Raw genomic sequence first — 13,268 nt, 5'->3', positions numbered from 1 at the left:
GCGGTGTTGATCAGCGGCTGGGTTTCCAGGCGCCGGCGTCAATCGCCTCGACCATGCGGTTGACGGCCTCGCGCATGGCCAGGTCGAGGACCTTGCCGTTGAGGGTCGAGTCGTAGGAGGCGGTGCCGCCGAAGCCGATCACCTCGCGGTTGGACAGGGCGTACTCACCGGCACCCTGGGTCGAATACACCACTTCGGAAGTGCTGATGTTGACGATGTTCAATGCCACCTTGGCATAGGCCACCTGGGTCTTGCCGCGGCCGAGAATGCCGAACAGCTGGTGGTCGCCGGTTTCCTTGCGGCCGAACTCGGTGACATCGCCGGTCACCACGAAGTCCGCGCCCTTGAGCTTCTGCGCCTGGCCCTTGATCGCCGCTTCCTGCTGGATCTCGCCCATGTTGTCGCGATCCAGCACATTGAAGCGGTGGGTCTGCTGCAGGTGGGTAATCAGGATGGTCTTGGCCTGGCCACCGAGGCGGTCGACGCCGTCGGAGAAAATCCCGCGCATGTAGCTGGAGCGGTTATCGAACTTGCCCACCGCCATCGGTACCCGAGCCCCGGTCCACACCTGATTGGCGCTCTGGACCTTCTCCACCGGCAACGCCCGGGAGCTTTCAGTGGCACAACCGCTCATGCCCGCCAGTACAGCCAACGCTACGCCCGACATCACCAACTTCGAGATCAGTCTCACTCTGCGTTCCTTTTGAGTATTCATAAAAAAGTGCCTGCGCCCTGCCACAGCCTTGCGAAACACGGCTTCTGCGGGTTCGGAAATAGCAGTCAGGGCACGCTGAAACGTGACGCAGGAGGCGTCGGCGGCGGCGATTATGCCAAAGTGCCATCATTGCGAAAAGAAATAAAAAATACTGGCGCCAGTCGATTGACTGCCGGGCGCTCCGTCCTGCGCCTGCACCTTTGGGCAAGCGCTCGCTCCGTCAGCGAAAGTCCCGGCTGCGCACGCTGATACCGCTCAGCAGGTCGCTGAGGTCGCTCAGGCGCCCGGCGATCAGGTGGCGGACCTCGCCTTCGGTTTCCAAGGTGCCGTCGACCTTGAGCAACTGCGCGCCCACCAGGACCTTGCGCTGGCGCTCGGCCAGGTCACGCCAGACCACCACGTTGACGTTGCCGAACTCGTCTTCCAGGGTGACGAAGGTCACGCCGCTGGCGGTGCCCGGCCGCTGGCGCCCGGTGACCAGCCCGGCGATGCTCACCGGGCGCCCGTGCTCGACCTCCAGCAGCTCGCGGGAACTGCGGCAGCGCCGGGCCTTGAGCTCGCCCCGCAGCAAGGCCAGCGGATGCGGCCCCAGGGTGGTGCCGACGCTCAGGTAATCGGCCTGCAGGTCTTCGCCGACCGTCGGCCGCGGCAAGACCACCGGCGCTTCCTCCTGGCGCGGCAGGCCGGCGAACAGGCCGAGCTGTTGCTGCACCCCCGCCACTTCCCAGCGCGCCCGATGCCGGTGCCCGGCCAGCCCGCGCAGGGCGCCGGCATCGGCCAGCAGTTCCTGGGCGCGGCTATCCAGGCGCGCCCGTTGCCCGAGGTCGGCGATGTCGACAAACGGGCCATGCCCACGCGCCGCCTCGATCCGCCGCGCGTCGTCCTCACGAAAGCCCTTGATCATCCGCAGCCCCAGGCGCAACGCCGGCTGCGCGCCGGCCAACGGTTCCAGGCTGCAATCCCAGGTGCTGGCGCGCACATCCACCGGACGAATCGCCAACTGATGCCGGCGCGCGTCCTGGAGAATCTGGTCGGGGCTGTAGAAACCCATGGGCCAGCTGTTGATCAGGGCGCAGGCGAAGGCCGCCGGCTCGTGGCATTTGAGCCAGCAGCTGGCATAGGTCAGCAAGGCGAAACTGGCGGCGTGGGATTCGGGAAAACCGTAGCTGCCGAAGCCCTTGATCTGCTCGAAGATCTGCGCGGCGAACTCGTCGCTGTAGCCATTGGCGCGCATGCCGTCGCGCAGGCGCAGGCGATGGGGTTCCAGGCCGCCATGGCGTTTCCAGGCGGCCATGGAGCGGCGCAACTGGTCGGCCTCGCCGGGGGTGTAGTCGGCGGCGACAATGGCGATCTGCATCACCTGCTCCTGGAACAGCGGTACGCCCAGGGTTCGCTCCAGCACCTCTTTGAGCTCCGCCGAGGGATAGGTCACCTTCTCCTTTTTGTCACGCCGGCGCAGGTACGGATGGACCATGCCGCCCTGGATCGGCCCCGGCCGGACAATCGCCACCTCGATCACCAGGTCGTAGAAATCCTTCGGCTTGAGCCGGGGCAGCATCGACATCTGCGCCCGCGACTCGATCTGGAACACGCCGATGGTGTCGGCGCGGCCGATCATTTCGTAGGTGGCCGGGTCCTCGGCGGGGATGCTGGCCAGGCTTAGCCGCTGGCCCCGATAGCCATGGATCAGGTCGAAACAGCGGCGAATCGCGCTGAGCATGCCCAGCGCCAGCACGTCCACCTTGAGCAGCCCGACCGCGTCCAGGTCGTCCTTGTCCCACTGGATGATGGTGCGCTCGGCCATGGCCGCGTTTTCCACCGGCACCAGGGTGTCCAGCGGCTGCTCGGAAATCACGAAGCCGCCGGGGTGCTGGGACAGGTGCCGGGGAAAGCCGATCAGTTGCCCGGTCAGGCTCAGGACCCGGCGCAGCACCGGGCTGTCCGGGTCGAAGCCGGCCTCCCGCAGGCGCTCGACGGCCGGCGGCGTATCGCTCCAGTGGCCGCAGCAATCGGCCAGGGCGTTGACCTGGTCCGGCGGCAGGCCCAGGGCCTTGGCCACATCGCGCACTGCGCCGGCGCCGTGGTAGGTGCTGACCACCGCAGTCAGCGCGGCGCGGTGGCGGCCGTAACGCTGGAACACGTACTGCAGGACTTCCTCGCGACGCTCGTGCTCGAAGTCCACGTCGATATCCGGCGGCTCGTTGCGCTCGCGGGAGAGAAAACGCTCGAACAGCAGGGTCGAGCGGTCCGGGTCGATCTCGGTGATGCCCAGGGCGAAACACACCACCGAGTTGGCCGCCGAGCCCCGGCCCTGGCAGAGGATCGACTGGCCGCGGGCAAAGTTGACGATGTCGTGCACCGTGAGGAAATAGCTCTCGTACCCCAGCTCGGTGATCAGCTCCAGCTCATCGTCGATCTGCTTGAGCACCTTGGGCTTGGCGCCCCCGGGCCAGCGCTTGACGATGCCGCGCTCGGTCAGCTCGCGCAGCCAGCTGGCGGGCGTCTGCCCTTGCGGCACCAGCTCCCGGGGGTACTGGTAATGCAGTTGCCCGAGGTCGAAATGGCAGCGCTCGGCAATCTTCAGCGACTCCTCCAGCAGGACCGGCGGATACAGCCCGCGCAAGGCCTCGAGGCTGCGCAAATGCCGTTCGCCATTGGGGTGCAGGCGCTGGCCGGCCTCGGCCACCCGCACGTGATGGCGGATCGCGGTCATGGTGTCCTGCAAGGCCCGCCGCCCGCGTACATGCATATGCACATCGCCGCAGGCCACGGCGGCAATGCCCAGTTCCCGGGCCAGCGCCAGCGACTCGTCCAGGCGCCGCTGATCGTCCTGGCCACAGTGCAGCTCCACGGCCAGCCATAGCCGGTCGGCGAACACCTGCTGCAACCAGCGCCCCGCTTCTTGCTGCTCACCCTCTGGTTGACCGTCCGCCAGCCACAGGGCCAGCAGCCCCGGCAAGGGTTGTTCGAAGTCTTCGCGCAGCAGCTGGTACTGGCCCTTCTGCGCCCGGCGCCGGCCACGGGTGATCAGCCGACACAGGCCCTGGTAACCCTCCAGGCTCTCCACCAGCAACACCAGCCTGGGGCCGTCGTCGAGGCGCATTTCGCTGCCGACGATCAGCGGTAGATTGCAGTCCTTCGAGGCCTGCCAGGCCCGGACGATGCCGGCCAGGCTGCACTCGTCGGTAATCGCCAGGGCCTGGTAGCCCTGGGCCGCCGCCCGCTCGAACAGCTCGCGGGCACTGGAGGCACCGCGCTGGAAACTGAAGTTCGACAGGCAGTGCAGTTCGGCGTAGCCCTTCATGCAAACCAGCCCTGCAACAGCAAGGGCCCCGCCTCGCCCACCGGGCGATATGCCCAGCCCTGCTGGCCGCCGCGGGTTTCGATCAGGTAATAGTCGCGGCGCACGTCGCCGCCGTCCCACCAGCCGGACTCGATGCGCTCCGGCCCCATGAGGATGCGCGCCGCCCCCTCCGCCAGCACCAGCGGCTCGCGCAGCAGCCAGCCCGGGCGCCGGGGCCCGGGCAGCAGCGGGCAGGCCTGGCTGTCGCCGACCGGTTGCCAACTGCATTCGGGGCGGTGGTCCGAGTGGAAGCGCAAGCCATGCACCGCCTCGTCCCCCAGGCGGGCGCGCAGGCGCTCGCGCAGCTGCTCCCAGGGCAGGGATTGCTGGGGGCGCTCGTCGAACAGCTCGCGGTGCTGCGGCACGAAGCGCGGTAAATCCTCGGCCACCAGGCGCACGCCACGCACCGGCGCCGGCACCTGGACCTGCTCCAGGCGCCCGCGTGCCAGTTCGAACAGCATCCCCGGCTCGCGCTCGGCGCTGAGCAGGCCGACCTTGACCAGGGTGTTGGGCAGCTCGACATGTTCCAGGTGCAGCTCGAAGCGCTGCACCCCGCTGTCACGGCCACAGAGAAACGCCGCCAGATCGCTGGTCAGGCGGCGCAGGGGAAACAGCAGGGCCTGGTGGGACAGCACATCGAAATTCAATTCGATGCGCAGATCGAAACGCTCCGGCGGCTGATAGAACGCCAGCGCCAGGGAACACTCGCCCAAAAGAGTGTCCAGGTGCTTGAGCAGGCCCGCGTCGAAACGCCGGGCCAGGGTGTCCCGGGGCAGCCCACGCACCTGGGCGAAGGTGCGCAGGCCCATGCGCGACAGGGCGGTGGCCGCACCCGGCGGCAGGCCGAGACGCTCCACGGGCATGCGCCCCAGGGCCTGGCGCAATTGCTCCAGGTCCGTCACCGCCAGCCCGTCGTAGGCATTGGCCAGCACCCGGGCCGCCGCCGGATTCGGCGCGCTGACGATGCGGTGGCGAAAACCCAGCTCACCCAGCTCCTGGCGCAGGCGCGCCTCCAGCTGTGGCCAGGGGCCGAACAGGCTCAGGCTCGACTCGATCTCGAACACCAGGGTGCGCGGGTAATGCACGCTGACCTGGGAGCTGAAGCGGTAGGCCCAGGCCGCGAGAAACTGCTGCCAACGGGCGATTTCCTCGGCGTCGTACTCGGCGCTGGCGAAGTTCTTGCTCAGGGCCTGGGCGGCGGTCAACGACTGCCCGGGGCGCAACCCCAGCTCGCGGCCCGCGGCATTCACCGCCTGGATCACCCGGCGTTGTGGCGTCCCACTGAGCAGCGCCAGCGCGGTCTCCGGCTCGGGGCGCTGGCGCAGCGCCGCGTCCAGCGCCAATTGCGGGAACAGAATACAGACCCAGCGCATGGCAACCTCAGGGCCCCGGGGCGAAGGCGATCGGCGCCGAATGGGCCAGGCCGCCACGGCACTTGAGCACCCGCAGCTGCGCCGGCCGCGCCTCCACGGCAAGGCGCAGGGCCGCCGGCGAAGGGTTGATGGCGTCCTTGAGGGAGCGGTAGGCAAAGGCCAGGGTCTGGCCGGTCTCGGCCGCCACCTGCAAACGCCGCAAGGCGCGGTCGTCGGCCTGTTGCGGCCAGCACAGCACGGCCCCGCAACTGCCCGAACGCAGGCACTGCTCGGCGGCCCACAGGGCATCCCGTTCGCCGGCCTGGATCACCGCCAACTGGCGCAGGTCGACCCCGGCGCTCTGCCAGGCCTGGGGATACGGCACATGGGGCGGCGCCACCAGCACGATGCGCTCGCCGGCGGCCGAGAGCCGAGCCAGGGTCGGCCACAGCAGTTGCAGCTCGCCGACACCCTGGGCGGCGATGAGGATTTCCGTCAGCGCCGCTTCCGGCCAGCCGCCGCCGGGCAAGGCCGCGTCCAGCATGGCGTGGCCGGTGGGTTGCGGGCTGGCCGCGGGCGCCGTCGGGCGGCCCTTCCACACCCGGCCGGCATTGAACAGCGTCTCCAGTGCCACGACGGCGCCCATCAGCCTTGCCTCACCAGGCCACAGAACACCCCTTCGATGGCCAGGTCACGGTCCTCGCCGATCAGGATCGGTGCATAGGCCGGGTTGCGCGGCAGCAGGCGCACGCCATCGGCCAGGCGTTCGAAACGCTTGATGGTGACCTCGCCGTCCAGCCGCGCCACCACGATCTGGCCGTTGCGCACCTCGCTGTCGCGGCGCACCGCCACCAGGTCGCCGTCGAGGATGCCGTCCTCGATCATCGAGTCGCCCTGGACCCGCAGCAGGTAATCGGGGGTGCGGGAAAACAGCGCCGGGTCGAGCAGCAAGCGGCTGTGCACCTCGGCATCGGCGCCGATCGGCAGGCCGGCGGCGACCCGGCCGAGCACCGGGATGTCGAGCAGTTCGGGGCGCGGCGGCTGGTTGAGCAGGCGGATGCCCCGGGCCTGGTTGGGGTTGACCTCGATGAAGCCGGCTTCGGTCAAGGCCACGACATGCTTGCGCGCCACGCTGCGCGAGGCGAAGCCGAAGGCCTCGCTGATTTCAGCGAGGCTCGGGGGCTGGCCATGTTCGGCGATGCGCTCGCGGATAAAGGTCAGAATGGCACTGCGGCGGGGAGATAAAGTGGTCATGGAGTACATTTGTACTCCTCTCGGATTTTCCTGACAAGAACCGCCAGTCAGCCCAACCCGCGGCTCGCCAGGAACGCGCTGATGTAATCGATGAACGCCAGTACCTTGGCCGTGGCCCGCCGATGGCTGGGGTAGACCGCGAGGATGTGCGGCCCGAAACAGTCGGGGTCGATGGCGTAGTCGGCCATCACCCGCACCAGGCGGCCGTCGGCCAGGTAAGGCGCGGCGCTCCACAACGGGGTGTGCAGCAGCCCGCGCCCGGCCAGGGCATTGGCCAGCAGCAGGTCGTAATTGTCGCTGCGCAGCCGCGGCGCCCGAGGTTGCAGCAAGCTCAGGCGCTGCCCGTCCCGCTCGACCCACCAGAACTCGCGGCTGAGCAAGGGATGGCGATAGAGCAGCCATTCGTGGTCGTCGAGGGTTTGCGGCGTCACCTCCACGCCCTTGCGCGCCAGGTAGGCCGGGCTGGCGCACAAGGCCAGGCAATTGCTGCCGACCACCCGGGCGATCAGCCCCGGCAGGTCGTCATGGCCTTCGCGCAGGGCCAGGTCGTAGCCGCTTTCCAGCAGATTGACGAACTCGTCGCACAGGTCCACCTGCAGGTCGATCTGCGGGTACTGCTCGAGGAAACCGCCACACACCTGGTCGAGAAAGGCCTGCCCATAGGCCAGCGGCGCGGTGATCTTCAGGTTGCCGCGCAGGCCATGCTGCAACTGCTCGATTTCCTCACCGGCCTCCTCCAGCCGCTGCAGGACCTGGCGCGCGGTGTCCAGGTAGAGCCGCCCCACTTCCGTCAGCAGGATCCGCCGGGTGCTGCGCTCGAACAAGCGCGCGCCCAGCTCGACTTCCAAGTGATTGACCGCCTTGGTCAGGGCCGAGGGGGTCTTGCCCAACTGCTCGGCGGCGCGGCTGAAACTGCCCAGCTGCGCGGTGACCACGAACATTTTCAGTGCACTCAACTTGTCCATGCTTTTTCCATTCAGGCAAAAACGTTTTTCGTCAGCGAGGCGTTCTGTCGGCTCTGGCAAGCCAATAAGCTGGCCATCAGACGCAATAACAAGGAAATACTCAATGAAAAGATTCATCCCGAATCTGCTGACGATTGCAGTGAGTTTTGCCTCAATGGAAGCCATGGCCGCCACCGATCTGGTGCTGTTCAATGGCCAGGTGTTCACCGCCGACCGCGCCCAACCCAAGGCCCAGGCCCTGGCGGTGGCCGACGGCAAGGTGCTGCAGGTGGGCAGCGACGAGCAGATCAAGGCCCTGATCGAAACCGGCACCCGGGTCATCGACCTCGGCGGCAAGACCCTGATGCCCGGCCTGATCGACAGCCATTCCCACGCGATCTTCGGCGGCCTGGAAATGACCTCGGCCAACATGCAGGACGAGGTGGTCGGCCTCGACGAGCTGGAGAAAAAGCTGCGTGCCTGGCGCGACGACGGCAAGGCCAGGCATGGCGATGTCCTCGGCATCGCCGGCATGAGCTCGGCCTACTGGGCCCAGGCCGAAGCCCTGGGCCAGCGCTTCAACGCTGGCGAATGGGCCAGGGTGCCGGTGGTGTTCACCGGCAGCGATCACCATACCGCCTGGGCCAACAATGCGATGCTCGAGCGCGCCGGCATCGACGCCGCCCTGCTCAAGAACCTGCCGCAGGCCGAGCGCGACACCATCGGCAAGCTCGCCGACGGCCGCCCCAACGGCTTCCTGGTGGACGCCGGCTGGGACCGGGTCGCGGCGAAAATGCCGGTGCCCAGCGCTGCCGCCCTGCTCAACGCGGCGCAATCGGCGGTGCGCTACAACAACAGCCTGGGCATCACCGCCTGGATGGACCCGGCGGCCAACGCGGCTCCCGGCGAGGCGGTATTCGCCCTCAAGCCCACCGCCCAGACCGTCGGTGTGCTGCCGGCCTACAAGGCGCTGGCCGAGAGCGGCGGCATGAGCGCCCATGTCGCCGCGCTGCTGGTGGCCAACCCGAAAAGCCGCCCTGCCGACCTCGACGTGCTGGAGCAGGTGCGCCAGCAATTCCAGGGCACCCCCAACCTGACCCTGCCCGGGGTCAAGATTTTCGCCGACGGGGTGATCGAGTACCCGGCCCAGAGCGCGGCGATGATCGATCCCTACAGCAACTCGCACAAACAGGGCGAACTGCTGATCGATCCCGAGCATTTCGGTGAGCTGGTCAGCGCCATCGACCAGCGCGGCTGGCGGGTGCACATCCATGCGATCGGCGACCGTGCGGTGCGTGAATCTCTCAACGGCATCGCCCAGGCGCGCAAGGACCGCCAGAGCGGCATCGCCCACTCCATCACCCACCTGCAGATGGTCAACCCGAAAGAGTTCGCCCGCTTCAAGCCACTCGGGGTCATCGCCTCGATGCAACTGCTGTGGGCCTCGGCGGACGACTACACCCTGGACATGATCAAGCCCTACGTCAGCGCCCTGGCCTTCCGTTACCAGTACCCGGCGCACTCCCTGCTCAAGCAGGGCGCGACCCTCGCCGGGGCCAGCGACTGGCCGGTGTCCTCGCCCAACCCGTGGAACGCCATCGCCCAGGCCATCACCCGCAAGGGGCCGCTGGGGGTGCTCAACGCCGACGAGCGCCTGGACCGCGAAACCATGTTCTACGCCTACACCCTCAATGCCGCCCGCGCCATCGGCCTGGAGCAACGGATCGGCTCGCTGAGCGCCGGCAAACAGGCCGATTTCATCGTGCTGGACCGCGACGTGTTCAAGGTCGACGAAAAGGCCCTGCACGAAACCCAGGTGCTGCAGACCTGGTTCGCCGGCCGCGAAGTCTACGCCCGGCCTCTCTAACCCGATCCGTCTGAAAACCAGCTGATCCACTGCCCCGCCCCACGTCCTTGCGCGTGTGGGCCGGCGCAGCCTTGCCCGAAACCTGCCCATAACAATCACAACAATACGGGACGCCCACATGAAGACCCTCAGCCTGTTCGCCATCGGTGCCTTGAGCCTGTTGCCCCCGGGCAGCCAGGCCCTGCCCTTGAACGATGACATTGCCGTGGAACTGGAGCTGACCCTGGCCAGCGACTACCGCACCCGCGGCATTTCCCAGACCCAGAACGATCCCGCCGCGCAGGCCGCCGCGACCCTGCTGCACAGCAGCGGCCTGTACCTCGGTGCCTGGACCTCCAACGTCGATTTCGGCGGCGGCCTGAAGACCCGCCAGGAAGTCGACTACTACGCCGGCTGGCTGTGGCAGGCCAGCGACGCGGTCAGCCTCGACCTGGGCTACCTCAAGTACAGCTACCCCAGGGAAGGGCAATTCAACCAGAGCGAGGTCTACGGGATTTTCAGCGTCTACGGGTTCAGCCTGGGGGCCTATTACTCCAATGATGCGCCGGGCATCGACAGCCAGCAGAGCACCCTGTACCGCTACCTCGGCTACGAAACCGAGCTGCCCCTGGGCCTGGGCTTGAAGCTGCGTTACGGCGAGATGGACTTCAAGGACCCGCGATTGATCTCGGCCTCGGGCCAGGGCGAGGATGCCTACCACGAATGGGAGGCCAGACTGACCCGCGAAGTGGCGGGCGTGGTGCTGGGCCTGAGCTATATCGATACCGACCTGTCGAAAAGCCAGTGCACCGGCAATTACGGGTTCAGCGACCTGTGTGGCGCGACCTGGGTCGCCAGTGCCAGGAAGACCTTCTGAATCCGGCGGGCGCTGGTTGGCGTGAACCGATACGAAAAGCAGCGCCCTTTCGACATTTTTTTTACCAATCCCTATCTATAGTCGGCAGTGCAACTGCTGGCGCCTTCATCACAGGTAGAGGAACGAACTGAAATGGTCTTGGGCAAAGGACTGCGATTCGCGTCAATCACATCGACCCGCCTGGTGCTGCTGTTTTCCCTGGCGCTGGTGCTGCTCTACAACTTCGCCACCTGGCACGCGCTGGGCAACCTGATCAGCCTGCAAGGCCTGCACAAGCTGGCGTTCTTCGCCTCCTTCGGGCTGTTCCTATGGGCCGCCATCACCCTGCTGCTGACCCTGGTGTCCTTCCGCTGGACCCTGAAACCAGCGCTGAGCCTGGTGGCCCTGACCTCGGCCGCCGCCGCGTATTTCATGAACCAGTACGGCATCACCATCGACACGGTGATGGTGCAGAACGTGTTCGAGACCAACCCGGACGAAGCCGCCGCGCTGTTCAACTTCAAGCTGCTGGGCTACCTGCTGGTGCTGGGCCTGCTGCCGGTGGTGCTGATCTGGCGCACCCCGGTGCGCTACCGGCCGTTCTTTCGCGGCCTGCTGAACAAGCTGCTGGTGATCGCCGGCTGTGTGCTGGTGATCGCGGTCTCAGTCGGCGCCTTCTATTCCACCTACGCGCCGATCTTTCGCGAAGAAGACAAGCTGACCCACTTCATCAACCCGACCAACTACATTTACGCCCTCGGTAAATACGCCAAGCAGAGCCTGGGGATCAAGCAACACCTGGTGATCCAGCCGATCGGCCAGGACGCGACGATGAGCGCCCAGGCCAGCGCCCGGGAGAAGAAGTCGCTGATGATCCTGGTGGTCGGCGAAACCGCCCGCGCCGACCATTTCTCCCTCAACGGCTATGCCCGGGAGACCAACCCGGAGCTGGCCAAGCTGGACATCCTCAACTTCACCCAGGTGCACTCCTGCGGCACCTCGACCGCGGTCTCGGTGCCGTGCATGTTCTCGATGTTTCCCCGCGAGGACTACAGCGACAAGAAGGGCAAGACCTACGAAGGCCTGCTGGATGTGCTGCAACGGGCCGGCGTGCAGGTGCTGTGGCTGGACAACAACAGCGACTGCAAGGGCACCTGCCTGCGGGTGCCGAACCGCGACATTCCCAAGACCCAGCCGAGCCCCTTCTGCGACGGCAAAAACTGCCTGGACGAAGCCCTGCTGGTGGACCTGCAGCAGTACATCGACCGCCTCGGCGACAACGCGATCATCGTCCTGCACGCCGACGGCAGCCACGGCCCGGAGTACTACGAGCGCTATCCGAAGAGCCTGGAGCGCTTCACCCCGATCTGCCACACCAACCAGCTGGGCAGTTGCAGCAGCGAGGAACTGGTGAACGTCTACGACAACACCATCCTCTACACCGACCACTTCCTGGCCCGGGTCATCGAGCTGCTCAAGCACAACCAGCAACGCTTCGACACCTCGATGCTGTACGTCTCCGACCATGGCGAGTCCCTCGGCGAAAACGGCCTGTACCTGCACGCCGCGCCCTACGCCCTGGCGCCGCAGGCGCAGACCCATGTGCCGATGCTGATGTGGTTCGGCCAGCAGGCCCTGAATGACCTGGGCATCCAGCGCGACTGCCTGCAAGGCAAGAGCGGCGAGCCGGACCTGAGCCACGACAACCTGTTCCACTCGGTGCTCGGGCTGTTCGAGGTCAAGACCAGCCTGTACCAGCCGCAGCTGGACATCTTCCATTCGTGCCGGCCGAACATGACCGCGGCGCACTAGCGCCGCTGGATAGCGTTTGGCTGCTGTAGGAGCGAACGGGCGGCGATCCGACTTGCTCGCGATGAACGATAACGCGGTGTGTCAGATACCCCGCGTCGCGGCCTTCGCGAGCAAGCTGCGCTCCTACAGAAGAAGGTCGCGCACGTTCCGTAGGGTCTAACCGCGCTTGAGGATCAGGTCCATGACCCGGTCGGTTTTCACCGCCTCGGCGGCCAGCGCCGGGTGCTGCGCTTCGCCACGGATATGGGCGTTCATGCCCAGCACGTGGTGCCACTGGATGTGCTCGGGGTTGTCGATGAACAGGCTCAGCTGTTCATCGGCGTCCAAGTGCAGCGGATGCTCGTCGAACACCGAGAAAGCGATACGCCCCTGGCTGCCGATGATCTCCACCCGGTCCACCCGACGGTCCGCGACGAAGTTCCAGGCCCCCGTGCCCAGGGCGCCGCAGGCGAAGCGCCAGCTGGCACTCACCGCGTCCTCGGCGCTGTACAGCCCGGCCTGCCGCGCGGTGAAACCGGCGACCTCGGTGATGTCCCCCAGCAGGTACTGGAACAGGTCCAGGCCGTGGCTCGCCAGGTCGGCGAAGTAACCGCCGCCGGCGATCCGGGGGTCGGTACGCCAATTGCGGCCGCCATTGCGATCGGCCTCGGACGGCGCCTTGGTCAGGGTCCAGCTCAGGTGGCGCACTTCACCGATGCGCCCGTCCCGCAGCCATTGCCGCACCTGCTGGAAGCGCGGCAGGGAACGGCGGTAATAGGACACGAACAGGTGCAAGCCGGCCCGCTGGAAAACCTGCTGCATCTCCAGGCTTTGCGCGGCGTTCAACGCCATCGGTTTTTCCACGCAGCAGTGCTTGCCGGCGGCGGCCACCTGCAAGCTGTAGGCGTGGTGGCTGTCGGGCGGCGTGGCGATGTACACCGCGTCCACCTCGGGGTCGTCGATCAGCGCCTGGGCATCGGTGTAGAAACGCGCGATGCCGTGGCGCGCCGCATAGTCCCGCACCGCTTCCAGGCGCCGGCCCATCACCGCCACCAGCGCCGAGCCCGGCGCCTTGTAGAAGGCCGGGCCGCTCTTGCGCTCGGTGACACTGCCGCAACCGATCATGCCCCAGCGCACGGGCGGCATGCCCTCTCCCCCTATGCCCAT

10 protein-coding genes are annotated in these 13,268 nt (G+C 67.0%); 3 read left to right on the top strand and 7 right to left on the bottom strand.

All coding sequences use genetic code 11. The features are described from left to right. Window positions 1-10: 10 nt before the first annotated feature. The 6 genes from J4E58_RS09390 to J4E58_RS09365 form a co-directional block, all read right to left on the bottom strand. Window positions 11-667 (bottom strand): CsgG/HfaB family protein, encoded by a 657-nt coding sequence (locus J4E58_RS09390; RefSeq protein WP_223816008.1) that lies wholly within the window; start codon window positions 665-667, stop codon window positions 11-13. 268 nt (window positions 668-935) lie between these two features. Further along, a complete protein-coding gene (locus J4E58_RS09385) occupies window positions 936-4,019 on the bottom strand; it encodes an error-prone DNA polymerase (protein ID WP_087091553.1) in 3,084 nt (1,027 codons plus the stop codon). Then, window positions 4,016-5,431 carry a DNA polymerase Y family protein gene (locus tag J4E58_RS09380; protein ID WP_087091554.1) on the bottom strand — a complete coding sequence of 472 codons (1,416 nt, stop codon included), beginning with the start codon at window positions 5,429-5,431 and terminating at the stop codon, window positions 4,016-4,018. Before J4E58_RS09380 ends, J4E58_RS09385 begins: the two co-directional genes overlap by 4 nt. A gap of 7 nt (window positions 5,432-5,438) precedes the next feature. Then, on the bottom strand, window positions 5,439-6,056 hold the full coding sequence (imuA, locus tag J4E58_RS09375) for a translesion DNA synthesis-associated protein ImuA (protein WP_007929354.1): 618 nt from the start codon (window positions 6,054-6,056) through the stop codon (window positions 5,439-5,441). Beyond that, complete coding sequence (gene lexA, locus J4E58_RS09370; protein WP_007929352.1) at window positions 6,056-6,673, bottom strand: transcriptional repressor LexA; 618 nt, start codon at window positions 6,671-6,673, stop codon at window positions 6,056-6,058. Before lexA ends, imuA begins: the two co-directional genes overlap by 1 nt. Window positions 6,674-6,711: 38 nt before the next feature. Continuing rightward, the gene (locus J4E58_RS09365; RefSeq protein ID WP_087091555.1) at window positions 6,712-7,629 is read right to left on the bottom strand and encodes a LysR family transcriptional regulator; all 918 of its coding nucleotides are present in this window, start codon (window positions 7,627-7,629) and stop codon (window positions 6,712-6,714) included. A 103-nt stretch (window positions 7,630-7,732) separates the two neighbouring features. Here J4E58_RS09365 and J4E58_RS09360 point away from each other — a divergent pair, with 103 nt between their 5' ends. The 3 genes from J4E58_RS09360 to J4E58_RS09350 all read left to right on the top strand — a co-directional run bounded on the left by J4E58_RS09360 (window position 7,733) and on the right by J4E58_RS09350 (window position 12,122). Further along, the gene (locus tag J4E58_RS09360) at window positions 7,733-9,475 is read left to right on the top strand and encodes an amidohydrolase (protein ID WP_087091556.1); all 1,743 of its coding nucleotides are present in this window, start codon (window positions 7,733-7,735) and stop codon (window positions 9,473-9,475) included. A gap of 118 nt (window positions 9,476-9,593) precedes the next feature. Beyond that, window positions 9,594-10,331, top strand: coding sequence for a TorF family putative porin (locus tag J4E58_RS09355; RefSeq protein ID WP_087091557.1), 738 nt, complete (start codon window positions 9,594-9,596; stop codon window positions 10,329-10,331). Between the two features lie 132 nt (window positions 10,332-10,463). Next, on the top strand, window positions 10,464-12,122 hold the full coding sequence (locus J4E58_RS09350) for a phosphoethanolamine transferase (protein ID WP_370686830.1): 1,659 nt from the start codon (window positions 10,464-10,466) through the stop codon (window positions 12,120-12,122). Window positions 12,123-12,278: 156 nt separating this feature from the next. Here the strand turns inward: J4E58_RS09350 and J4E58_RS09345 are convergent, their stop codons facing one another. Continuing rightward, on the bottom strand, window positions 12,279-13,247 hold the full coding sequence (locus J4E58_RS09345; RefSeq protein WP_087091558.1) for a Gfo/Idh/MocA family protein: 969 nt from the start codon (window positions 13,245-13,247) through the stop codon (window positions 12,279-12,281). Window positions 13,248-13,268: the final 21 nt, after the last annotated feature.

Source organism: Pseudomonas sp. FW305-25, from assembly GCF_017351415.1.
GTDB classification, from domain to species: Bacteria; Pseudomonadota; Gammaproteobacteria; order Pseudomonadales; family Pseudomonadaceae; genus Aquipseudomonas; species Aquipseudomonas chlororaphis.
Note: the sequence above shows the minus strand (reverse complement) of the source record. Positions and strands in the feature narration are given on the sequence as shown.

Excerpts from the sequence above, each read along its gene's own strand:
- J4E58_RS09380 (WP_087091554.1), bottom strand. The coding sequence starts at position 5,431 with ATGCGCTGGGTCTGTATTCTGTTCCCGCAATTGGCGCTGGACGCGGCG.
- J4E58_RS09360 (WP_087091556.1), top strand. The coding sequence starts at position 7,733 with ATGAAAAGATTCATCCCGAATCTGCTGACGATTGCAGTGAGTTTTGCC.
- J4E58_RS09385 (WP_087091553.1), bottom strand. The coding sequence starts at position 4,019 with ATGAAGGGCTACGCCGAACTGCACTGCCTGTCGAACTTCAGTTTCCAG.
- imuA (WP_007929354.1), bottom strand. The coding sequence starts at position 6,056 with ATGGGCGCCGTCGTGGCACTGGAGACGCTGTTCAATGCCGGCCGGGTG.
- J4E58_RS09390 (WP_223816008.1), bottom strand. The coding sequence starts at position 667 with ATGTCGGGCGTAGCGTTGGCTGTACTGGCGGGCATGAGCGGTTGTGCC.
- J4E58_RS09350 (WP_370686830.1), top strand. The coding sequence starts at position 10,464 with ATGGTCTTGGGCAAAGGACTGCGATTCGCGTCAATCACATCGACCCGC.
- J4E58_RS09345 (WP_087091558.1), bottom strand. The coding sequence starts at position 13,247 with ATGCCGCCCGTGCGCTGGGGCATGATCGGTTGCGGCAGTGTCACCGAG.
- J4E58_RS09365 (WP_087091555.1), bottom strand. The coding sequence starts at position 7,629 with ATGGACAAGTTGAGTGCACTGAAAATGTTCGTGGTCACCGCGCAGCTG.
- lexA (WP_007929352.1), bottom strand. The coding sequence starts at position 6,673 with ATGTACTCCATGACCACTTTATCTCCCCGCCGCAGTGCCATTCTGACC.
- J4E58_RS09355 (WP_087091557.1), top strand. The coding sequence starts at position 9,594 with ATGAAGACCCTCAGCCTGTTCGCCATCGGTGCCTTGAGCCTGTTGCCC.